The sequence below is a fragment of the Rhizobium sp. 768_B6_N1_8 genome, assembly GCF_051811225.1.
GTDB lineage: Bacteria > Pseudomonadota > Alphaproteobacteria > Rhizobiales > Rhizobiaceae > Rhizobium.
In genome coordinates this window covers 774747-796506 of sequence record NZ_JBPWPV010000001.1, presented here as the reverse complement: position 1 = coordinate 796506, position 21760 = coordinate 774747, and the positions used below count along the sequence as shown (strand labels likewise).

24 protein-coding genes and 1 pseudogene are annotated in these 21760 nt (G+C 61.6%); 14 read left to right on the top strand and 11 right to left on the bottom strand.

What is annotated here, in order from left to right; translation table 11 throughout:
* Positions 1 to 50: 50 nt before the first annotated feature.
* The 4 genes from AB8B33_RS04010 to AB8B33_RS03995 all read right to left on the bottom strand — a co-directional run bounded on the left by AB8B33_RS04010 (position 51) and on the right by AB8B33_RS03995 (position 2968).
* A complete protein-coding gene (locus tag AB8B33_RS04010) occupies positions 51 to 479 on the bottom strand; it encodes a hypothetical protein (protein WP_310377810.1) in 429 nt (142 codons plus the stop codon).
* 121 nt (positions 480 to 600) lie between these two features.
* A complete protein-coding gene (locus tag AB8B33_RS04005; RefSeq protein ID WP_113324135.1) occupies positions 601 to 2004 on the bottom strand; it encodes a sensor histidine kinase in 1404 nt (467 codons plus the stop codon).
* Positions 1994 to 2665: a response regulator transcription factor gene (locus tag AB8B33_RS04000; protein WP_113324136.1), complete on the bottom strand. Its 672-nt coding sequence runs from the start codon at positions 2663 to 2665 to the stop codon at positions 1994 to 1996. Before AB8B33_RS04000 ends, AB8B33_RS04005 begins: the two co-directional genes overlap by 11 nt.
* A 54-nt stretch (positions 2666 to 2719) precedes the next feature.
* Positions 2720 to 2968, bottom strand: a complete 249-nt coding sequence (locus AB8B33_RS03995; RefSeq protein ID WP_113324137.1) for a hypothetical protein — start codon at positions 2966 to 2968, stop codon at positions 2720 to 2722.
* A 274-nt stretch (positions 2969 to 3242) separates the two neighbouring features.
* On the opposite strand from AB8B33_RS03995, the gene AB8B33_RS03990 reads away from it, so the two are divergent.
* Positions 3243 to 4457, top strand: a complete 1215-nt coding sequence (locus tag AB8B33_RS03990; protein WP_439014430.1) for an MFS transporter — start codon at positions 3243 to 3245, stop codon at positions 4455 to 4457.
* Positions 4458 to 4935: 478 nt separating this feature from the next.
* Here the strand turns inward: AB8B33_RS03990 and AB8B33_RS03985 are convergent, their stop codons facing one another.
* Complete coding sequence (locus AB8B33_RS03985) at positions 4936 to 5247, bottom strand: Dabb family protein (protein WP_439014429.1); 312 nt, start codon at positions 5245 to 5247, stop codon at positions 4936 to 4938.
* Between the two features lie 88 nt (positions 5248 to 5335).
* Positions 5336 to 5956, bottom strand: a pseudogene (locus AB8B33_RS03980) (hypothetical protein); the annotation flags it as partial.
* 154 nt (positions 5957 to 6110) lie between these two features.
* Between AB8B33_RS03980 and AB8B33_RS03975 the strand changes: the two are divergent.
* Entirely contained in the window at positions 6111 to 6248 is a 138-nt protein-coding gene (locus AB8B33_RS03975; RefSeq protein ID WP_162748077.1) for a hypothetical protein, read from the top strand.
* Positions 6249 to 6342: 94 nt separating this feature from the next.
* Here the strand turns inward: AB8B33_RS03975 and AB8B33_RS03970 are convergent, their stop codons facing one another.
* From AB8B33_RS03970 to AB8B33_RS03955, 4 genes are all read right to left on the bottom strand, one after another.
* Positions 6343 to 6909, bottom strand: a complete 567-nt coding sequence (locus AB8B33_RS03970) for a TetR/AcrR family transcriptional regulator (protein WP_439014428.1) — start codon at positions 6907 to 6909, stop codon at positions 6343 to 6345.
* Positions 6910 to 6936: 27 nt separating this feature from the next.
* Positions 6937 to 7398 (bottom strand): nuclear transport factor 2 family protein, encoded by a 462-nt coding sequence (locus AB8B33_RS03965; RefSeq protein ID WP_113324142.1) that lies wholly within the window; start codon positions 7396 to 7398, stop codon positions 6937 to 6939.
* A 209-nt stretch (positions 7399 to 7607) separates the two neighbouring features.
* Positions 7608 to 7976 (bottom strand): DUF983 domain-containing protein, encoded by a 369-nt coding sequence (locus AB8B33_RS03960; protein WP_037105104.1) that lies wholly within the window; start codon positions 7974 to 7976, stop codon positions 7608 to 7610.
* Between the two features lie 304 nt (positions 7977 to 8280).
* A complete protein-coding gene (locus AB8B33_RS03955; protein WP_439014427.1) occupies positions 8281 to 9684 on the bottom strand; it encodes a PLP-dependent aminotransferase family protein in 1404 nt (467 codons plus the stop codon).
* 401 nt (positions 9685 to 10085) lie between these two features.
* Here AB8B33_RS03955 and AB8B33_RS03950 point away from each other — a divergent pair, with 401 nt between their 5' ends.
* From AB8B33_RS03950 to AB8B33_RS03910, 9 genes are all read left to right on the top strand, one after another.
* Entirely contained in the window at positions 10086 to 10568 is a 483-nt protein-coding gene (locus AB8B33_RS03950) for an MSMEG_0572/Sll0783 family nitrogen starvation response protein (protein WP_439014426.1), read from the top strand.
* A gap of 85 nt (positions 10569 to 10653) precedes the next feature.
* Positions 10654 to 11694: a Nit6803 family nitrilase gene (locus AB8B33_RS03945; protein ID WP_439014425.1), complete on the top strand. Its 1041-nt coding sequence runs from the start codon at positions 10654 to 10656 to the stop codon at positions 11692 to 11694.
* Entirely contained in the window at positions 11621 to 12739 is a 1119-nt protein-coding gene (locus AB8B33_RS03940; RefSeq protein WP_439014424.1) for an MSMEG_0568 family radical SAM protein, read from the top strand. The genes AB8B33_RS03945 and AB8B33_RS03940 overlap by 74 nt, the downstream gene beginning before the upstream one ends.
* Positions 12736 to 13278, top strand: a complete 543-nt coding sequence (locus tag AB8B33_RS03935; RefSeq protein WP_113323035.1) for an MSMEG_0567/Sll0786 family nitrogen starvation N-acetyltransferase — start codon at positions 12736 to 12738, stop codon at positions 13276 to 13278. Before AB8B33_RS03940 ends, AB8B33_RS03935 begins: the two co-directional genes overlap by 4 nt.
* A complete protein-coding gene (locus AB8B33_RS03930; RefSeq protein ID WP_439014423.1) occupies positions 13278 to 14255 on the top strand; it encodes a sll0787 family AIR synthase-like protein in 978 nt (325 codons plus the stop codon). The genes AB8B33_RS03935 and AB8B33_RS03930 overlap by 1 nt, the downstream gene beginning before the upstream one ends.
* Positions 14252 to 15403, top strand: coding sequence for an MSMEG_0565 family glycosyltransferase (locus AB8B33_RS03925; RefSeq protein WP_439014422.1), 1152 nt, complete (start codon positions 14252 to 14254; stop codon positions 15401 to 15403). Before AB8B33_RS03930 ends, AB8B33_RS03925 begins: the two co-directional genes overlap by 4 nt.
* Positions 15396 to 15683 carry an MSMEG_0570 family nitrogen starvation response protein gene (locus tag AB8B33_RS03920; RefSeq protein ID WP_113323032.1) on the top strand — a complete coding sequence of 96 codons (288 nt, stop codon included), beginning with the start codon at positions 15396 to 15398 and terminating at the stop codon, positions 15681 to 15683. Before AB8B33_RS03925 ends, AB8B33_RS03920 begins: the two co-directional genes overlap by 8 nt.
* 14 nt (positions 15684 to 15697) lie before the next feature.
* A complete protein-coding gene (locus AB8B33_RS03915; RefSeq protein ID WP_439014421.1) occupies positions 15698 to 16969 on the top strand; it encodes an MSMEG_0569 family flavin-dependent oxidoreductase in 1272 nt (423 codons plus the stop codon).
* A gap of 2 nt (positions 16970 to 16971) precedes the next feature.
* The gene (locus AB8B33_RS03910) at positions 16972 to 17829 is read left to right on the top strand and encodes a Pnap_2097 family protein (protein WP_439017184.1); all 858 of its coding nucleotides are present in this window, start codon (positions 16972 to 16974) and stop codon (positions 17827 to 17829) included.
* On the opposite strand, the gene AB8B33_RS03905 is transcribed toward AB8B33_RS03910, so the two are convergent.
* The gene (locus tag AB8B33_RS03905; protein WP_439014420.1) at positions 17807 to 19246 is read right to left on the bottom strand and encodes a PLP-dependent aminotransferase family protein; all 1440 of its coding nucleotides are present in this window, start codon (positions 19244 to 19246) and stop codon (positions 17807 to 17809) included. The two genes, AB8B33_RS03910 and AB8B33_RS03905, sit on opposite strands and share 23 nt — an antisense overlap.
* Positions 19247 to 19333: 87 nt before the next feature.
* Between AB8B33_RS03905 and AB8B33_RS03900 the strand changes: the two genes are divergently transcribed.
* From AB8B33_RS03900 to AB8B33_RS03890, 3 genes are all read left to right on the top strand, one after another.
* Complete coding sequence (locus AB8B33_RS03900) at positions 19334 to 20197, top strand: DMT family transporter (protein WP_439014419.1); 864 nt, start codon at positions 19334 to 19336, stop codon at positions 20195 to 20197.
* Between the two features lie 44 nt (positions 20198 to 20241).
* On the top strand, positions 20242 to 20958 hold the full coding sequence (locus AB8B33_RS03895) for a class I SAM-dependent methyltransferase (protein WP_439014418.1): 717 nt from the start codon (positions 20242 to 20244) through the stop codon (positions 20956 to 20958).
* A 90-nt stretch (positions 20959 to 21048) separates the two neighbouring features.
* Positions 21049 to 21738: a glutathione S-transferase family protein gene (locus AB8B33_RS03890; RefSeq protein WP_439014417.1), complete on the top strand. Its 690-nt coding sequence runs from the start codon at positions 21049 to 21051 to the stop codon at positions 21736 to 21738.
* Positions 21739 to 21760 lie beyond the last annotated feature (22 nt).

Genomic DNA, 21760 nt, shown 5'->3' with positions numbered 1-21760 from the left:
AATGACGAAGATTTGAGGCTTTTGGCCGCAAGGATAACGAGCAAGGGCGCTCAGCCGAGCGGCGACCAGGTGCCGTTTTCGTTGCGACAGGCGGCACCGCGCGCCAGCGTATTCTTGCCATCGACCGTCACCGTATGGGTGTACTGACGGCAGTTCTGCGAGCCGACCTGATAGGGTGCTGCCGCAACGACGCTGCCATTGGCATCGCGACCAGTCCAGGTCACCGGCTGCCCGACGGCTGCACCTTCCAGCGCGCGGTATTCGGCTTCCAGCGCCCGCTGCTTGTCGCTGTCATCAAGCTCCACGCCGGTGCGTCCGACGATGCCACCCTGCAAGGCGGAGATGAAAGCGGCCGAAGCCGGGGGCTTGCCGCCGCCAAAGAGCCCACGCGTTGTAGCTCCCTTCGTCGTCGTGCAGCCAGAGAGCGCAACGGCGACGAGAAGGGAAGAAACGATCATGCCTTGCGAACGTAGAGTCATTGCAATCGAACCACGATCAGGGGTGTCAAAATGAGCCGATCGAAGTGCAGCGTCCCCGTGTCAGCATTAAGGCAAAGCATGCTATACATTTGCCACTATCTTTGTGACATCAAGCAGTTGCTCATGCAACATCCTTTGTCACACCTGGCAGGATAAGCTTGGCTTTGAGTCCGCCCCACTCCCCGCGCGTGAGTTCCAGGCGGCCCTGGTACTCGTTGGAAATTTCGGTGACGATGGAGAGGCCAAGGCCGGTTCCGGGCTTGCTCTCATCCAGCCGCCGGCCGCGCTTCAGCGCTTCGCGGATCTGGTCGGGCTCCAGGCCCGGGCCGTCATCCTCGACGGCAAGCTCCACCCAATGTTTTCTGGCGCTGGCTTCTGTGCCCTTCACGTCATCGCCGGCTTCGACCGCCGAGAGGCGCACCTTGCTCTTGGCAAAACGCGCAGCGTTTTCCAGCAGGTTGCCGACCGTCTCCTCGAGATCCTGCTGCTCCATGGCAACAGCCAGATGCGGCGGCTGGACGATCAGTTCGAATTCGGTATCGACATTCAGGCGACGCATGACGCGCACCAGCCGCTCGAGCGCCGGTTCGGCATCGGTGCGCGCAAGCACGGATTCACGCTGGGCGGCAATACGGGCGCGGTTGAGATAGGACTGCACCTGCCCCTGCATGGCTTCGGCCTGATTGCGCACCAGGTCGCCATGCGATCTCTCAAGCACACGCGCTTCATTGAGCAGCACGGCTATCGGCGTCTTCAGGGAATGGGCAAGATTGCCGACCTGCATGCGCGCCCGCTCGACGATGCGGCGGTTGCTGTCGATCAGCGCATTGACCTCATTGGCAAGTGGCAGGATTTCGCGGGGGAAATCACCCTTCAACTGCTCGCTTTCACCGGCGCGAATACGCTCCAGGGCGGCGCGCGCCTTGTCGAGCGGCTTGAGGCCATAGAGAATGGCAAGCGCGTTGACGATGAGACTGCCGACGCCGAAGCCGGCGAGCGCCAGATAGAGCCGGTGGGAGAAGTTGCGGACGTCGTCTTCCACGACATCGACATTGCCTGTCACGCGGAAGCGCGCGGCTCGGCCGTCGGTATCGAGCACGACTTCGGTTTCAGCCACCTGCACGCGGTTCCCGGAGGCGTCCGTCACCTGGTAGTAGCGCTCGTAATTCTTGTCGAAGGGGGCTTCCACGACCGACAGCACCGGGATCGTCGCGGAACCAAGAGACGGCGAGACGAGCGGCGCGGTCGTATAGGTGCCGAGCGGCTCGACTACCCAGTACCAGCCGGTCTTCGGCTGGGCGAAGCGCAGGTCGCCGAGCTGCGGGCTGCCCGACAGGGCACCCTGATCACCGATCGTCACGGAATTGATGACGTTATACAGCTGCGCGCGCAGGAGATCCTGAAAGCCGCGCTCGGCGCTGCGTCTATAGAGTGTCGAAATCAACAGGCCGATCACCACCAGCGCCACCGTCGACCAGACCGTGGTCAGAAGGAGCACGCGTGCGGTGAGCGACTTAATTCGCATTGGTCGGCGCTTGGATGCGGTAACCGAGACCGCGCACCGTTTCGATCAGATCGACGCCCATCTTCTTGCGCAGGCGGCCGACGAAGACCTCGATCGTATTGGAATCGCGGTCGAAATCCTGATCGTACATATGCTCGACCAGTTCCGTGCGCGACACCACCTCGCCCATATGGTGCATGAGATAGGCAAGCAGGCGGTACTCATGCGAGGTGAGCTTCAGCGCCACGCCATTGACGATCGCCTTCGAGGTCTTGGTATCGAGCCGCACCGGGCCGCAGACGATTTCCGAGGAGGCATGGCCGGCCGCACGGCGGATCAGCGCGCGGATGCGGGCGAGCACCTCCTCGACATGGAAGGGCTTGGTGACATAGTCGTCGGCGCCCGCATCGATGCCGGCCACCTTGTCGCTCCAGCGGTCACGGGCGGTCAGGATCAGTACCGGTACGGAGCGGCCGGCGCCGCGCCATTTTTCCAGAACTGTCACGCCGTCCAGTTCGGGAAGGCCGATATCGAGGATGATGGCGTCATAGGGCTCTGTGTCACCGAGGAAATGGCCTTCCTCACCATCGAACGCCTGATCGACGACATAACCCGCCTCTTTCAGCGTGTCGCTCAGCTGTCGGTTCAAATTGACGTCGTCTTCGACTACCAGAATGCGCATCGCTTCGCCTTCATCCGCTGCAAATCACTGATGTCATGAATAAGCCGATTCCGCCTACATCGGAACCTTTACCGTCACCTTGCGCGGACGCTGGCCATTGCCCTGAACGAGAACGGTGATGATGCAGGCATTGCCTACCGGCTGCACGGAAAGAAGCTGGCCGCCCGTCTCTTCCACGACCTGCTGGGCTGCGGCGCTGCAATCGCCCGCCACACGCAGGACAAGCGTGTGCGTATCGTCCGGTGAGGGCGCCGAAACCGCCAGACCGGCGGCCAATGCTGCGACGCTCAGAGGAGAGGCCATGTGCTGTGCTTTCAATGTAATGCCAACTTGTCCCGAATATGTACTCACGCGACCTGAATGGCAAATGAATGCACGGTAACGCAGGGTTTTTAGAACAATTCTCGACTATTGCGCGAAATATACGTGATTTCTGAATGATGCCGCTAAGGCCTTCTGCCACTGGGAGAATCCCGACACAAGGCAAATCCGTACTGGATTTGTTCGATCAAGCCTTTCACCATCTGGTTGAAACTGCTATCGCTGGGCCGTCTTCATCCATTTCATTTTCGAATCCATGCAAAAATCACTTTCGCTTCGTACGGCGCAGACAGTTGGCGTGCTCGCAGTCACCCAGCTTATCGGCTGGGGCACCACTTTCGATATGCTCGGTGTCATGGGCCGCGTCATCGCACCATCGCTCGGCCTGCCGAATGAGGTGATCTTTGCCGGTCTGACCGTGATGATGGTCATCAGTGCCTTCGCCGGTCCAGCCACCGGGCGCTGGCTCGGCCGCTATGGTGCCGCGAAAGTGCTGGCGGCCTCGTCGCTCACCTTTGCGATCGGCCTGCTGCTGCTTGCCGCCGCCACCAATATCGTCGTCTATGGCCTTGCCTGGGTCGTCATCGGGCTCGGCGGCGCGCTCGGCCTCTCGGCGCCGTGTTATACCGCAGTTGTCGAACGCGAGGGTGCGAACGGCAAACGCGTCATCGCCATCCTCATGCTGTTCACAGGTCTTTCGGCGACCATCTTCTGGCCGATCCTGACGCTGCTCAACGAGAATTTCGGCTGGCGTGTCACCTTCGTCGTCAGCGCCTGCCTGCAGTTCTTCGTCTGCCTGCCGCTGCATCTCTTCGGCCTGCCGAAGCCGGTTGCGAGCCACACGCAGGGCAACGCCGCCGAAACACCGCCGGTGGAGCTTTCGCCTGCCGACCGGCGCAAGGCCTTCCTGCTGATTGCCGTCTCCACCACACTCTGCACCTTCATCACCTTCGGCGTCTCGCCGTCATTGCTCGAAATCTTCCGCCAGTCCGGCGCATCGTCGGCCCTTGCACTGCAACTCGGCTCGGCCCGCGGCGTCATCGGCATTTCGGCACGCGCACTCGACATGCTGCTCGGCAAGCGCGGCAATCCGATCCTGACATCGGTGATGGGCGTCAGCCTGATGCTGTTCAGCTTCCTGATGCTCTTCATCGTGCCGCCATCGACGCCGCTGCTCGTCACCTTCGTGCTGCTCTACGGTTTCGGCTCCGGCGTGCTGGCGGTCGCCCGCGCGCTAATGCCGCTCGCCCTCTTCTCGGCCAAGGAATACGGGCTGCAGGCGGCGCGCCTGTCGATGCCGCAGAACCTTGCCAATGCCATCGCACCCGTCATCTTCACCGCCATCCTCGATCGCGCCGGCGCCGGTCCGACAGTCATCACCTGCGCGGTGCTTGCGGCCATCGCCATGGTTTTCGTGCTGATGCTGATGTCACTGGTGCGCAGCGCGAGGCCGAGCGAGCAGCCGGCCTGACCGGCGACAAAACTGAGAACCAGCACTGTGCCTTCAGGCAGAGGAGGTTCCGGTCATACAGCATCAGGAACTGCCAAGCCGTTAAGCTTTTGAATCATTTACGGCTTTTTTCTCAAGAGCTGCTTCCGGCCCTTCACAGATTGATTCATCTGCAACCGGCATCGCTTCCGATCCTCCCTATCTATTTGAAACTGAATAAGAATTTTCAGAATGAGCCTTCAGTGTAGTGTTTTTGGGGCTAAGTCATTGATTCTGAATAAGTGATCCACTTAGCCTCAAAATTTCGCATAAGGAATTTCAAAATCAGAAGCAGCGTTTGCCGAAATCGAATTATTAAAAGATTTTTGTGCTTTGGTGGATCACTTAAACACTATCAATGACTTAGCCGGAAAATCACGGCAAAATGCACCAGCACTAGAAAATACTTATTCATTTTCAATGAGATAGATCTTCGCCCTAAGCGGCACACTCTTCATCGTCAATCGTGCAGGGGCCTGGTGACCGCTTTGCTGCTATCGAAATCGGCCGCGGTCCTCGTATCCCGAAGCGGCTTTACCGTGCGTGTGGAGAGATCATAATCGGGATGCGCCTTGTAAGCGGCAAGCGCCTCCTCGCTTTCAAATTCGCCATAGACGACGAAATCGACCGCATTGCCCCACTGGTCCGTCTTGACGTTTTCGCCGATCTCCAGCTTCAGCGCGTGCGGTATGCCCGTCAGTATGGAGAGCCCCTTGCGCACTGCCTCGCGGTTTTCCTCCGGCACGGTGAAGAAGACGATATGGCGGATCACGCGGACACTCCTGTGGCAATTCTCTGAGCTTAGGTCGGGCGATAACACGCGCCGCCCAGGCCTTCAACCGGGCCACAATGCCGCGTCAGGATGGCTTGCGCATGGCGGCAAGGAATGTCCGCCCATATTCGGCGAGCCTCTCCGCCCTGTCGGTGCCGTTGACGATGCGGCGCGCATTCACCCAGTCTTCCCTCTCCTCATTGAGGTGATCGCAAAGCCGGTGGCTGGTGAAGCTGCCGCGCAGCATGCCCTCGATCAGGATCGTCACGGCGGGCGTCATCTCCATAGCGCGGTCAGGATGAGCGACGAGATCGATGCCGGTCACCTCGCTCATAGCCTCGTAGTTTCGCTTATGGGTGAGCTGCACCAGCCCGCGGCCAAGCCAGCACTTGCCATCCTCATCCGGCCGCCAGTAAGGCGACTTCACCCAGGAGAGCCGGCCGGATGCGAAGGCGGTCTCGAGGATCTCGACGGCGCGCGAATCGCTCGTTGCCAGCGTCTCACGTACAGGCTGCATCGTGTAAGCCGTCTCATGAAACGCAGTCGCCAATACATAGGCCAGCCAGCGCCGATCGGCGGTAGCCAAATTCGCGTCCCAGTAGTCGAGGATCGCGTTCATGCCTTCGATCTGGGTAGTGGTGAGACTGCCTTTGAAGAGGGCGTTCTGCACGGTATCGAAGAAGAATTGCCGGTCGAGTGGGGCTGTCATGATACGCTTCTCTGAGGCCTGCTGTGGTTAACGTCGGCTTAATCGATTGAAATTAATTTAATCGTTTCAAGTGTGACCGGGGTAGATTTACACGCAGTTTTTGTTGTGCGATGCATCAATCCGTAAGCACACCCTTGCTGAGGAAGAGAGGCATATGATGCAGACCACCGCAGAAACTCCGACCAAGATCCCCCAGCACGTCGTCGACCAGATGGAAAACGAGTGGCGCCAGGTACGCACGCAGCGCGAGAATCCGCGCCCGGTCCGCCTGCCCTCCCAGAACGACTCTTAAGCACAATCTTGACGGGTGAGGACGTCCTGAACCCCTCACCCGCAGTTCCCCGCGTTGCCGGCATTCCTGCTCCTGCCAAGACAGCGGCCACCGCCTATCCCCCACGTTTCGTCGCAGCCAGCCTGCCGGTCAGCCGATCCAGGGTTCTGCGGAACATATCCTTGTCATCCAGCGCCCGCGAGAGCACCAGCGCGCCCTGAATGCCGGAGACGGCCTCTTCGGCCGCGGCAAGTGCGTCATCCTCGGCGGAGCCGGCGCGGACCAGCGCCTGGCGCAGCGCCTCGATCCAGCGGACGAAATAATCCCGGATGACAGGCGAAAAGCGCTGGCGCGTTTCGTCCAGCGCAAAGGCGCCGACGAGGCAGATGCGGCTGCCGGAGCGGAAATAGTCCATCACATTCGCCCACATCCCATCGATCGCCGCCCTGGGATCGTCACGTCGCAACGGCTCGTAGATAGCGCGCTCGAACCAGGCGTCGACATCAGCAAGGACTGCGGCCGCCATCTCCTCCTTGCCGCCGGGGAAGAAGTGATAGAGGCTGCCTTTGCCGATGCCGGTGCGTTCGGTGATGCGGCTCAATGTCGTGCCCTCATAGCCGAGCTCGCGGAAGATTTCCGCAAGCAGCGGCACGACATCGGCACGTTCATAAACGGTCTTCACAATTCACCCTCGGGTCACCTGCAGGCCTCAAAGGCCGAGGTCGGAAAGGCCCGGATGGTCATCAGGCCGCCGGCCGAGCGGCCAATGGAACTTGCGATCCGATTCCTTGATCGGCAGATCGTTGATGCAGGCGAAACGGCGCTGCATCAAGCCCTCTGCATCGAATTCCCAATTCTCGTTGCCATAGGAACGGAACCAGTTGTTGCTGTCGTCATGCCACTCATAGGCAAAGCGCACGGCGATGCGGTTGTCGGTGAAGGCCCAGAGTTCCTTGATCAGCCGGTAATCGAGCTCCTTCGCCCACTTGCGGGTCAAGAAGGCCACGATCTCGGCGCGGCCGGTGACGAATTCGGCGCGGTTCCGCCACTGGCTGTCGGGCGTATAGACGAGCGATACGCGCTGCGGATCGCGGCTGTTCCAGCCGTCCTCGGCAAGGCGGACCTTCTGGGTTGCGGTTTCATGGCTGAAAGGGGGAAGCGGTGCAGGCATGTCTGGTCTCCTTGATTGAATTGTACCTTTCGTCACGCATTGTACCGATCGGTACATAAAACGCAAGAGGCTTTGATATCCATTTCCTGCGGCATTTTGGCTTCAGACAACGACGGCCGCTTGCGCAGCAAAAAAGGCCGCTCGATGTTCCGAGCGGCCTTTCATACGCAAAGATCAGGATATCCCGCGCGATCCTTGACTACCCGAGATCAGGCGAGCTTGCCCTCTTCGGCCTTGTAGAAATACTGGCTTGCGACCAGCCATCCCTTCAGCGGCCTCAATGGCGGAATACAGGTGGCGAACATGAAGGGGCCGGTGACCAGCAGCTGGACCCAGAGCGGCGCGGAGAAGGCAACTTCCAGCCACACGCCAAGCAGCACGCTCGGCACGCAGGCGAAGCAGATTACGAAGAAGGCCGGGCCATCGGCCGGATCGGCGAAGGAATAATCCAGCCCGCAGACTTCGCATTCCTTCTTCAGCGTGAGGAAACCCTTGAACATATGTCCCTGTCCGCAGCGCGGGCAGCGGCCCCGGATGCCGGTCTGCATCGGAGGGAGAGGAGGATATTCGGTATCCATGGCGATCTCGCTTTTCGACGTTGCGAGGCATTGGCGTAATCCATTCAATGCCTCATAATGTATGCATACAATATAATTACATTAAAAGCGGATTGCCAGTCTATTCGTCAGAATGACGCAGAGATTCTTTGAATCGGGTTTGGGGCGTGAAAGAGTGGATGGCGGACGCACGAGCAGGCAAGCCGGAAGATCCGACGGCGGCCGTATTTTGTGCAAGGGAGAGTCATTCACCGCGCAGACGCGCGGTGGCTCGACCCTCTTGACATCCCTTGTGCCGGCACGAGGGCAAAGGGATGAGGCGACATCAGAAGAACGAAGCGGACATTTCCGGCGGGCCTTCGAGGGCATGGGCCATGAAGTCCAGCGCGCCTTTCAGCCTGTCGCGGCTGATCGGTCCGCCGAGGCAGACGCGCACGGCTTCAGGGGCGGCACCTTCCACGGTGAATGCGTCGCTTGCCACCACGCCGATGCCTGAGGAGCGCATGTGGCTGCCGAAAGTGGAGCGGGTCCAGCCATTGGTGAGCGGCAGCCAGATGTTGAAGCTGATCGGATCGGCCTTGTAGCTGCCGTCGGGCAGGATATTCGCCACCATCTGCTGGCGCGCCCCTGCTTCCGCGCGGATGAAGCGCAGGATCGTGTCTGCCGTGCCATCCTCGATCCAGCGCGTCGCAAGCGCCACGGTCATCGGCGAGGCCATGACATTGTTGGCGCGCATGGCGCTGACGAAGGGCCAGATCGCCTTGGTGTCCGGGGCGACCACATAGGCAAGACGCAGGCCGGCGCCGATGCACTTGGCGAGACCGCCGATATGCCAGGTCAGATCGGGCGCGATGGCCGCGAGTGGCGGCGGGCCATGCAGCGGGATGAAGCCATAGGCGTCATCCTCGACGATTGGCACGTGATATTTGCGGGCGACGGCAGCGATCTCCTCGCGGCGCTTTTCCGGAATGGTCAGCGTCAGCGGGTTCTGCAGGGTCGGATTGAGATAGAGTGCCTTCGGGGCCAGGCGCTGACAGGCCTCCGCAAAGGCGTCGGGCAGGATGCCCTCCTCATCCATCGGCAGGCCCGAGAGATTGAGCCGCAACTGGGCGGCGATCGAGCGCATGCCGGGATAGGTGATGTTTTCCGAGAGCACTGTTTCGCCGGGCTTTGCCAGCAGGCCGAAGATCGCGAGCAGAGCCGGATGGGCGCCGGGTGTGACGAAGATGCGCTCCTGCGACGGCACGAGCCCGCGACGGCTGAGCCAGGCGGCGGCGGCCTCCTTATCCATGCCGGAACCGCCGAAACCCTGGTAGCGCAAGAGCGGAATGAGATTGGTCGCCACGGCCGACATGCCCTCGCGCATGCGGGCGATCAGATCCTGATCATCCGGCTCCGGCGGCAGGTTCATCGAGAAGTCGACGACGGAGGCGCGGCGCGGATCGGGCGCCGCATCGGAGGCGAAGCCGCGGCGCTCCCTGTCCTGCCCGCCAGTCACGAAAGTGCCGCGGCCGACATGCGAATCCACCAGGCCGCGCTTCTGTGCTTCCACATAACCGCGCGCCACTGTGGTGAAATCGATGCTGAGGCGCTTTGCCAGCTCGCGCTGCGGCGGTAGCCGGTCCCCCACCGCCAGCACGCCGCTCCTCAGATCCATCTCGATCAGATCGGCAATTGCCATGTAACGGGGGCTGGAGGAGCGGCTGAGATCGGGATGCCAGTCTTTCATTTCATGTTCCGCAATTCGTGATCGACGCAGAGGGGGATTCCCGTCGACATTGACCGTATATTGTTGCATATTTCTTCTGTCACGCAAAAACAGCGTCGCGCCCACGTGCGCCAGACGACTGAATGCCGCATGCAAGCATGATATAATCAGCATCGCGCATAGCATCAATACATTGATAGCATTTTGACTGCATTCATTTCGATCTCTCTTGCATTCATTTTTTGCACATAAATGCCCGCCTAATCGGCGTCAAATTCACCTCCCTTCAAAATTGAATGTATAATTGAATGCTTTTCTGCATAAATTGACTGCTATTTGTGCAAAGTCAATTTGGCACGGCGCTTGCAATTCAATGGCTGTACCCCGCGAGAGGGGCCTGACTTCAAACACAGGAGCCATTCATGCCCGCAGTTACCGCACCGGCCCACGCAGATGGAGACTTCTTCGTCGATTATGAGGAAAAGGTCTTTGAAGACGTCCAGGCCAAGGAGGGTGAGAAAGCCCTCATCACCTTCCACACCGTCGCCTTCGAAGGGTCGATCGGCCTTGTGAACCTGCTGCAGGCCAAGCGCCTGAAGCGCAAGGGGTTCGAAACCTCCGTCCTTCTCTATGGTCCCGGCGTGACGCTCGGCGTGCAGCGCGGCTTTCCCAAACTCGGCGCGGAAGCATTTCCCGGCCATCTGAACTTCAACAATCAGATCAAGGGATTCCTGGAAGAAGGCGGCAAGGTCTATGCCTGCCGCTTCGCGCTGCAGGCGCTCTATGGCCATGGCGAACAGGCCTTGATCCCCGGCATCCGGCCGATCAGTCCGCTCGACGTGCTGGACCTGATCCTGATCCACCGTCGCGACGGCGCCTTCATCCTCGATACCTGGACGCTCTGACCCGGAAGCAACGCCGTCGTCAGCCGCGTTCGGGAGGCGGAGTTCCCCTCCTCCGCCTCCCTCACACCATCAGAAGGATTTCGTCATGGAGAAGAATACGACCGTCCGGGCCGCAGCCGCGCAGATCGCGCCGGATCTGACCTCGCGCGAAAAGACGCTGGCGCGCGTGCTGGAGACAATTGCCGAAGCCGCTACCAAGGGTGCCGAGATCATCGTCTTTCCGGAGACCTTCGTTCCCTGGTACCCCTATTTCTCATTCGTGCTGCCGCCGGTTCTATCGGGCCGCGAGCATCTGCGCCTTTATGAAGAAGCAGTCACCGTTCCGAGTGCGGCAACCGATGCGGTTGCAGCGGCTGCCCGCGAACATGGCATCGTCGTGGCGCTCGGCATCAACGAGCGCGATCACGGCTCACTCTACAATACCCAGCTTCTCTTCGATGCGGATGGCAGGCTCATCCTCAAGCGCCGCAAGATCACGCCGACCTACCATGAGCGGATGATCTGGGGCCAGGGCGATGCCTCCGGCCTCACGGTCGTCGATAGCAGCATCGGGCGGCTCGGAGCGCTCGCCTGCTGGGAGCATTACAATCCGCTTGCCCGCTACGCGCTGATGGCCCAGCACGAGGAAATCCACATCGCCCAGTTTCCGGGCTCGATGGTCGGGCCGATCTTTGCCGAGCAGATGGAGGTGACGATCCGCCACCACGCGCTTGAAAGCGGCTGCTTCGTCGTCAATGCCACGGGATGGCTGACCGAGGAGCAGATCAATTCCATTACCCCCGATCAAGGCCTGCAGAAGGCACTGCGCGGCGGCTGCATGACGGCGATCATTTCGCCCGAGGGCAAGCACCTGGCACCGCCGATCACCGAGGGCGAAGGCATCCTGATCGCCGATCTCGACATGAGCCTGATCACCAAGCGCAAGCGGATGATGGATTCGGTCGGCCACTACGCCCGCCCCGAACTGCTGCATCTCGTCATGGACGGCCGCGCCACCCAACCGATGGTCGGCTCTGCACATTCCTTCCAAACAGACACAGGGAGCAACACCGATGGACAATACGACGTTTCTGCCGACCGAGACTCTGATCAACGAGTTGCAGTCCTTCGGAGCCAGGCTCGTTGATCCCAAGGCCGGCCACGAGAGCCGCCGCGGCGGCGCCGGCCCATCCGATCACAAGGCGCTGACGATCGACGGCATGACCGTGATGGTACCGGTTCATACCGCACCGGCTTTCGAGAGCCCCTATCTGGTCGATAAACCCGATGAGGCCGGCAAGAGCCGCATCAGCCGCGATGGGCGCGTGCTCGGCGAAGTGTCCTTCCCGCTGCGCCCGCGTTTCTACGAGCGCAGCACGGCCGATGGCATTCCCTATTCGCAGATCGCCGTGCTGCATGGCCGTGACGTGCTGGCGACCACGGTGCTGCAGACCTGCATCCGCTATCAAAGCCGCACCAAGACCTGTCAATTCTGCGCCATTGGCCAGTCGCTGGCGGCGGGCCGCACCGTTGCCCACAAGACGCCGGAACAGCTCGCGGAAGTCGCCAAGGCCGCCGTCGAGCTCGATGGCATCAAGCATATGGTGATGACGACGGGAACGCCGAAGGGGCCGGATCGCGGCGCTTCGATCCTTGCCGACAGCGCCCGCGCCATCAAGGCGGCCGTCGACCTGCCGATCCAGGCGCAGTGCGAGCCGCCGGAAGACGACATCTGGTTTTCGATCATGAAGGAAGCCGGCGTCGATGCGCTCGGCATGCATCTCGAAGTCGTCACGCCGGAATTGCGTGAGCGCATCATGCCCGGCAAGGCGCAGGTCCCGATTTCAAAATACATGGCCTCGTTCAAGGCCGCCGTCGAAGTGTTCGGGCGCGGCCAGGTCTCGACCTACATTCTCGCCGGCCTCGGCGATACGCGTGAGGCGATCCTCGATATCTGCGAAAAGCTTGTTGCCATCGGCGTCTATCCTTTCGTCGTGCCCTTCGTGCCGATTTCGGGAACGCCGCTCGAAAGCCATCCGGCGCCGAAGCCTGATTTCATGCATTCGATCCTCGGCCCGCTCTCCAAGATGCTGGTCGATAGCGGGTTGAAGGCCGTCGACATCAAGGCCGGCTGCGGCAAATGCGGCGCCTGCTCTGCCCTTTCCTCCTATGAAAGGATGCTGACCAAATGATGCTGGAGCCCTTCTCGCCCTATCGCGCCAGCGAATTCCAGGTGAAATTTTCGACCTCGGAGTGGGAACGGCAGGAAGCGCATGCGCTGCGCCGCGCCGTCTTCTGCGAGGAGCAGAAGATCTTCGAGAGCGATGACCGCGATGTGATCGACGATCACGCCATTCCGATCGTGGCGCTGTCGATGATGGGCGTTGCCGCCGACAGGCTGGTCGGCACGGTGCGCATCCATCAGGAGGAGCCCGGCCTCTGGTGGGGCTCGCGGCTCGCCGTGCACGAGGATTTCCGTAAGATCGGCGCGCTTGGCGCAACGCTGATCCGGCTTGCGGTCTCCTCGGCCAATGCGATGGGCTGCCACACGTTTCTTGCCAATGTGCAGGTGCAGAACGGGCTGCTCTTCCGCCGTCTGCATTGGGATGTGATCGAGGAATTCGAGGTCTACGGCAAGCCGCATCTCAGGATGAAGGCGGACCTTGCCTGGTACCCGCCCTGCCCGACGCCGGAAACCGGGCTGGTGGCACTCGCCAGGAAGGCGGCGTGATGGGCGACAGGATCGATCTCACGGTGCTGGCAGCCAAGCTTTCCGCCTCCTCCGGCATCGCTGCCAAGGCGGATATCGGCACGGTTGCCGCGAGCCTTGGCCTTGCCGGTCAGCAGATACCGGTGGGCGACGATTGTGCAGCGCTGCCCGATGGCGACGGATACCTGCTCTTTGCCATCGAGGGCTTCATCAACGAGTTTGTTGCCGCCGATCCCTGGTTTGCCGGCTGGTGCGGGGTGATGGTCAATATTTCCGATGTCGCTGCCATGGGTGGCCGGCCGGTCGCCGTCGTCGATGCCGTCTGGGCGAATGGCGAGGCAGGCGCAGCACCTGTTCTTGAGGGCATGCGGGCGGCAGCCAGGACGTTTGGTGTGCCGATCGTTGGCGGCCATACCAATATCCGCACCGATCGCGGTCAGCTTTCAGTCGCCATTCTCGGCAGGGCGAAGAAGCTGCTGACGAGCTTCGATGCGAAGGTGGGCGATGTGCTGATCGCGGCGATCGATCATCGCGGCCGTTATCGCGAACCCTTCAACAATTGGGAAGCGGCAACCGATGCCCCGTCCGCCCGGCTGCGCGGCGATCTGGAGATCTTACCGCAGATCGCAGAAGCCGGATTGGCACTCGCCGCCAAGGATATCAGCCAGGGCGGAATTATCGGCACGGCAATCATGCTGGCGGAATGTTCCGGGGTCGGCATCGATATCGATATCTCGGCAATCCCGCTGCCGGATGGCGTGGCGCTCGAGCGCTGGCTCGCGACGTTCCCAAGCTTCGGTTACCTGATCTCCACCACGCCCGAAAAGGCCGATGAGGTGATCCTGCGTTTTGCCGCCCGCAATATCAGCGCGGCCGTGATCGCCAATGTCAAAGCTGGCAGCGAAGTGGCGATATCTGATGGCACCGATCGTGCCGTGATCCGCGATTATGGTGAGACACCGCTGCTGCAGCTCGGCCGGCAGGAGGATGCTGCATGAGCCGGGCGCTGCGCATCGCCATGCTTTCCCACTCCACGAACCCGCGCGGCGGCGTGGTGCATGCCATGCAGCTTTCCGAAGCACTGGCCGATCTTGGCCATGAGGTCGTGCTGCATGCGCCAGATGCCAAGGGGACAGGTTTCTTCCGCACGCCGGCCTGTAGCGCGATGTGCATTCCTGTCGGGCCTGCGCATGATGGCATGACCGCCATGGTCGAGCAGCGGATTGCCGATTATGTCAGGCATTTCGAAAGTGCCGGGGCCTGCGACTTTGATATTTTCCACGCCCATGACGGCATTTCGGGCAATGCACTGGCAACCTTGAAGGAGCGCGGGCTGATCCCCGCTTTCGTCCGCACCGTCCATCATATCGACCAGTTCGCCGATATCAGGCTGATGGAGCTGCAGGATCGATCCATCGACCAGGCCGACCTGTTCTTTACCGTCAGTTCGATGTGGCGCAAGACGTTCAAGGAAACACGCGGCATCAGCTCCACCGTCGTCGGCAATGGCGTCGACACCAAGCGCTTCTGTCCCACCGCCGACGGCACTTCGCTGCGCAGCAAACTCGCCTTGCCGGATGGCCCTGTTTTCCTTGCTGTCGGCGGCATCGAGGCGCGCAAGAATACGATCGCCATGCTGCAAGCCTTCGACCAAGTGCGCGCGATCCGCCCGGATGCGCAATTCGTGATCGCCGGCGGTGCCTCACTGCTCGATCATCGCGGCTATCAGGGCGAGTTCCGCGCCGCGCTAGCCTCGCTCGGCGAGTGTGCGGCTGCCGTCCATATCCTCGGCACCGTTGCGGACGAGGACATGCCGGCGCTTTACCGGCTTGCCGATACACTGGTCTTCGCCTCGGTCAAGGAAGGTTTCGGCCTCGTAGTGCTGGAGGCGATGGCGAGCGGTGTTCCCGTTGTCGTCTCCTCGATCGCACCCTTTACCGAATATCTCGGCCCTGAAGACGTCGTCTGGTGCGATCCGCACAATGCCGCCTCTATCGCCGAGGCCATGGCGATTTCGCTTATGCCGCCGGTGCGTGCCGGGCTTATCCCGCGCGGGCTGAAGCTTGCCGCCCATCACGGCTGGCAGCGTACGGCTGCCGCGCATCTCCAAGCCTACGAGACATTGAAGGAGCCTGCCCATGCCTGAAATGCGTTTCGTCATCGCCTGGCCGGATGGCCGCGAGGAGACCTGTTATTCGCCCTCGCTCGTCATCCGGGAATTCTTCGAGGAAGGCCAGACCTATCCGATCCGCGATTTTCTCGACCGCAGCCGCAAGGCGCTGACCATCGCCAGCGACCGGGTGGAGGCGAAATACGGCTATCCGTGTTCGCTCGCCCGCGGCCAGCTCGCCCGCATCGAGGAGGCGGGCTCCCTGTTTCTTGCCGACGTCGATGCCCGCGTGCGCTGCGAAAGCTTCATTCTCTGAAAGGAACCCGACCAATGACCTTTTCCCTCAAGCCGCATTACAGCGCCGTCGTCATCGGCGGCGGTCAGGCCGGGCTTTCGGCCAGCCACTATCTCAAGGAGCACGGCATCGACCATGTCGTCTTCGAGAAGAAGACCGTGGCGCATAAATGGAAGAACGAGCGCTGGGACGCCTTCTGCCTGGTGACGCCGAACTGGCAGTGCCAGCTGCCCGACCACCCCTATGACGGCGACGATCCGCATGGTTTCATGGTGAAGGACGAGATCCTCGCCTATGTCGATCGCTTCGTGAAAAAGGTGAATGCGCCCGTGCTGGAAGGCACGACGGTCACCTCGCTGGAAAAGGCTGGCGATCTCTTCAGGCTCTCGACTTCGGCGGGATCGCTTACCGCCGACAGCGTCATTATCGCCACCAGCCTCTACAGCGCGCCGGCGATCCCACGCGCCGCCGAGCGCCTGCCGGATGATATCCTACAGATCCACACCGCTGACTATCGCAATCCCGGCCAGCTGCCGGAGGGCGCCGTCGTCGTTGTCGGCTCCGGCCAGTCCGGTTGCCAGATCGCCGAAGACCTGCATCTTGCCGGCCGCAAGGTGCATATGGTCACCGGCAATGCACCACGCTGCGCCCGTTTCTATCGCGGCCGCGATGTGGTCGACTGGCTCGCCGATGTCGGCCAATACGACATCACGGTCGAACATGACGGCATGACCAAGAAGAAGCACGACACCAACCACTATCTGACCGGCCGCGACGGCGGGCGCGATATCGATCTGCGCAAATTCGCGCTGGAGGGCATGTCGCTTTATGGGCGCATGGAGGGTGTTTCGGGTGGGCGGATGCTGTTCGAGCCGAATCTGAAGGCCAATCTCGACAATGCCGACCGCGTCTATAACGGCATCAACGCGCTGATCGACCGGCATATTGCCGAGAAAGGCATCGATGCGCCGCCGGCCAGCCTCTACACGCCGCTCTGGGAGCCGGAAAGCGAGCCGGCGGAACTCGATCTCAGGGCGGAGGGTGTCACTTCGGTGATCTGGGCGACCGGCTTTTCGCCTGACTGGTCCTATGTCGGCCTGCCGATCTTCGACGGCACCGGCTATCCGGTGCAGCGGCGCGGCGTGACCGGCATCGACGGCGTCTATGTTCTCGGCCTGCCCTGGCTCTGGACCTGGGGTTCCGGCCGGTTCCTGGCCGTCGGCAAAGATGCCGAGCATGTGGTGAACCACCTCGCCGGCCATCTTGAGGTCACCCATCAGGTCCTGAAACAGGCGGCCAGCGCTTGAACATGAATGTCGCGATCCTCGATTTTCATCCACCCGAGCCGTCAGCGCGCGAGCTGATGGAGCAGGCGCTTGCGCCGCATATGCTCGTCGGCATGCCGCACCTGACGCCGTCAGGCCTCTCGGAAACCTGGGCGATGAAAGAGCTCGGGCATCGCCACTGGCTGATGCTCGCGCGCCATCTCGGCATGGAGAATGCCGATTTCCGCGCGCCCGATGGCGGCGAGGCCTATGCGGCAATCTGCGCGACGTCGCTGGAGCATGCAAACTTCGGCGCGGTTCGCGCCAATGATGTGCTCACGATACGCTCGACACTGTCGCCCGTCTCGCGCACGCAGGTTTCAACTCGCCACCGGCTTTTCGTGCGTGGCAACCTGATCGGCGAGGTGGAGCTTATTTCCACTTTCGTCTGCCGCATGCGGGAGGGCGACAACTATTCGATCGCCCGCGTTCCCCTGCCCGGCCTGACGACGGCTGTGGAGGACAATGCGCTGGCAAGGACGGCAGCATTGCTGCGCGCCGGCACGCTGGAGGCGCATTTCGGCCTGCCTGCCAACCCGGCCAAGGCACTGCGCGGCTTTCGCTTCGAGCCGGATGCGTCGCAGGAGTTCAACGGCGCCGGGCTGTTCTACTTCGCCGAATTCCAGGCACTGGCCGACCGCGCCTTCGGGCGGTGGTTTCCCGAGCTTTCGCAGGTGTCTCGGCGTGAGATCTTCTTTTCCGGCAATATCCGGGCGAGCGAAGCCGTGCGGGTGGAGTTGATGGGGCTTTCTCCCGATCGGCGGCAAGCCCTCTGCCGGCTGCGGCGGGAAGAGGATGGCAAGGTGATCGGCAAAGCCTTCATGGAGTGGCAGGCGGACTAATTGATGCCTGCCTGAGCGCATCCCGAAGCACGTCAAACACCCTGTTGTCCAGTGTCTGGGAGACGTTGAAGCGCATGAAGCCGGTGGCCGATTGCGACAGGCTGAAGGCGTTGCCCGGCGCGAGCACGACATTCTGGGCGAGCGCGGCACGCGCCACGGCCGCGGCATCCAGACCATCCGGCAGATGGCACCAGAGGAACATGCCGGCTTGCGGCTCCAGCCATGGGCGGATGCCCAATGTTTTCAGCCGGGTCGTGACATCAAACATCGCCTTGGAGAGACGGCTGCGCAGGCCTTCGGCATGTTTGCGGTAGCTGCCGTCGCTGAGCACGCTCAACACCAGTTCGGCATTCAGCCGGGCGCCGCCGAAGGAGGTGGCAATCTTGAGGTCGATCAGGCCTTCGATCCATTCAGGCCGCGCCGCGATGAAGCCGCAGCGCGCGGCGGCCGAGAGTGTCTTCGAAAAGCTGCCGATATGGATGACGCGGTCGAGGCCGTCGAAGGCGGCAAGGCGGGGCGCCGGCGTCAGTTCGAAATCGGCGAAGATATCGTCCTCGATGATGGTGAGGCCATGTTGTTCGGCGAGCTTCAGCAATCGGTGCGCCGTGACCGGCGAGAGCGTGGCGCCGGTCGGATTGTGGATTGCGGAGTTGGTGATGTAGAGGCGCGGCCGGTGCTCGGTGAGGGCTGCGGCAAAGAGCTCGATATCGGGGCCTGAAGGCGTGTAGGGAACGCTGACGACCTTGGCGCGGTGGGCTCTCAGCAGCGCATGAAAATTGAAATAGCAGGGATCGTCGACCAGCACCGTATCGCCGGACTCGATGAGAAAACGGCAGAGGAAATCGATTGCCTGTGTGCCGGATTCGGTGAGCATGATCTTATCGGGCGCGGCCTCGATGCCGCGCTCGGCCATGCGCCTGGAAATCAGTTGGCGCAACGGCTTGAGGCCGAGGGGCGAGCCGTAGTCGGAGAGGCTTGCGGCGTCCGCACGCGACAGGGATCGCAGCGCCCGGCGAATGGCCTCCTCGGGAAGCCATGCGGGCGGCAGCCAGCCGCAGCCGGGCTTGAGATCGCTTTCCTGCGCCTCCAGCGATTGCCGCGATACCCAGAAAGGATCGACCGCGCGATCGAGCTTCGGGCCGATATCGGCCAGCGAGAGTGGCGCGGCCTGGCTCGCGACATAGAAGCCAGAACCGGGGCGCGAGAGGATCGCACCCTCGGCCACCAAGCGCTCATAGGCATCGACCACCGTAGAGGCGGAGACTTTCAAAGTTCCCGACAGGCTGCGGATCGAAGGCAGCTTGGCTCCGGGCGTGAGGCTGCGGCCGGCAATGCGCTGGCGGATGGTCGCCATGACCATCCCGACCCGGCTGCTTGCCTGTACTTGCTCGTCCATCCGTACTGCTTCCCCAACCATAACAGTTTCAGCCAACTGTATCGAACTGTGGCTGGTAGTACCAGTGCGAACGGCGGATAAGCATGGGGCAAACAAAGGAGTGCCCGCATGGATCGCACAGCGACCGGATGGATCAATGGTTTTATCGGCGTGCTCATCTTCAGCGGATCGCTGCCGGCCACCCGCGTGGCCGTCATGCAGCTCGATCCGGTTTTCCTGACGGTGGCGCGAGCGGCGATTGCCGGCATCCTGGCGCTTTGCCTGCTGATCACTTTCCGTGAGAAACGGCCTTCACGGCAGGATCTCATTTCGCTTGTTGTCATCGCGCTCGGCGTTGTCGTCGGCTTTCCGCTGTTGACGGCGCTGGCGCTGCAGCATGTAACCTCGGCGCATTCCATCGTCTTCATCGGCCTGCTGCCGCTGGCGACTGCGATCTTCGGGGTCATCAGGGGCGGCGAAAGGCCGAAGCCGGCCTTCTGGCTCTTCTCGCTGCTCGGCAGCGCGCTGGTGGCGGGCTTTGCGCTGGCGCAGGGGCTGACGGCCTCGCCTGTTGGCGATGCGCTGATGCTGGCCGCCGTCATCGTCTGCGGGCTTGGTTATGCCGAGGGCGCGCGGCTGTCGCGCCGGCTTGGTGGCTGGCAGGTGATCTCGTGGGCGCTGGTGGTGTCGTTGCCGGTCATGATCGTCGCCGCCATCCTCTACAGGCCGCCGAGCTTTGCCGAGATCCAGACGCCGGCCATGCTGGGCCTTGCCTATGTCTCACTCTTCAGCATGCTGATTGGCTTCATCTTCTGGTATCGCGGGCTTGCGCAGGGCGGCATTGCTGCCGTCGGACAGCTGCAGTTGCTTCAGCCTTTCTTTGGCCTGGCGCTTGCCGCGACGCTGCTGCGCGAAACGGTGAGCTGGAGCATGCTCGCGGTGACGGTCGCCGTCATTCTCTGCGTAGCCGGGGCACGCAAGTTCGCAAAATAGGTCGAAAATTGACAGCTCTGGCATCCTGTAATAATTAAAGTTACATGATGCGAGATCACAATTACCCTAGCCTGCCCACACCTCACAAGACGGCATCTGCCTTTACCGGCGATGCCGTCAAATCCTATCTCGAAGGGCCGCCGCGGCAGGTTCCCGGCTTATCAAGCCTGCACCGGATGGCGACGATGCTGATGGCGGAGCGGACGCCTGACAATGGCCGCGTGCTCGTGCTCGGCGCCGGCGGCGGACTGGAACTCAAAGCCTTTGCCGAGGCGCATGCGGGCTGGACTTTTGATGGCATAGACCCCTCTGCCGACATGCTGCAACTGGCGCGGCAGGTTGCCGGAGAGCACAGCAGTCGCATCGGTTTTCACCAGGGCGGCATCGATATCGCGCCCGAAGGCCCCTTCGACGCCGCCGTCTGCCTGCTGACCTTCCATCACATCCCCGTCGAGCAACGACCTGAAATACTTCAGCAAATTCGCCGCCGACTGAAAGCCGGTGCGCCGTTTGTTGTTGCGCATATGAGTTTCCCGCAAGACGAGCCGGGGCGGTCGATGTGGATCGATCGCCATATCGCCTATGGCGCTCCTGACGGAGGAGACCCTTCTCGGCAGGAGAATGCGCGCACCGCCATGCGCGAGAGGCTGCATATCCTCGCTCCGGAAGATGAGGAGGCCATGCTGCGCGCGGCAGGCTTTTCGGATGTCAGCCTGTTCTACGCCGCCTTCAGCTTCAGGGGATGGGTGGCATACGCATAGGCGCCCCTAAACTTTCCAGTTTTGGAAAGTATCTTGCGTGACAATAGCGACCGAGATATAGTTTCCGAAATTGGAAACTATAGGTGCCGTATGACGCTGACCCTTTACCTGCATCCGCTTGCCTCCTTCTGCCACAAGGTGCTGATCGCGCTTTATGAAAACGAGACCGCGTTCGACAGCCGGATCGTCAATTTTGCCGATCCGGACTCGGCCGCGGCCCTGTTCGACAAATGGCCGGTCGGCAAGATTCCGATCCTGCATGACGAGGCAACCGGGCGTACGGTCCCGGAGACGAGCATCATCATCGAATACCTGCAGGCCCATTATCCGGGGCCGGTGCGGCTTCTGCCCGATGATCCGGACGCGCTGCTGCAGGTGCGGCTCTGGGATCGGTTTTACGACCTCTATGTCAGCGTGCCGATGCAGAAGATCGTCACCGACAGAATCCGGCCGGCGGACGCCCATGATCCGCATGGCGTCACTGAAGCGAGAGGGATGCTTGATCAGGCCTATAAGATGATCGAGGCGGATATGCAGGGAAGGCTCTGGGCGACGGGCGATGATTTCACCATGGCCGATTGCGCGGCTTTGCCGGGGCTGTTCTTTGCTTCCATCGTGCATCCTTTCACAGCTGAGCAGCAGGCGCTTTCCTCCTATCTGGAGCGTCTGTTACAACGTGCTTCCGTCAAACGCGTGCTGGCCGAAGCGCAGCCCTATTTCTCGATGTTTCCCTATCGGGAGGCGATGCCAGCGCGTTATCTTGAAGCCGCGACATCTTGAGGCCGGGACATCTTGAGGCATA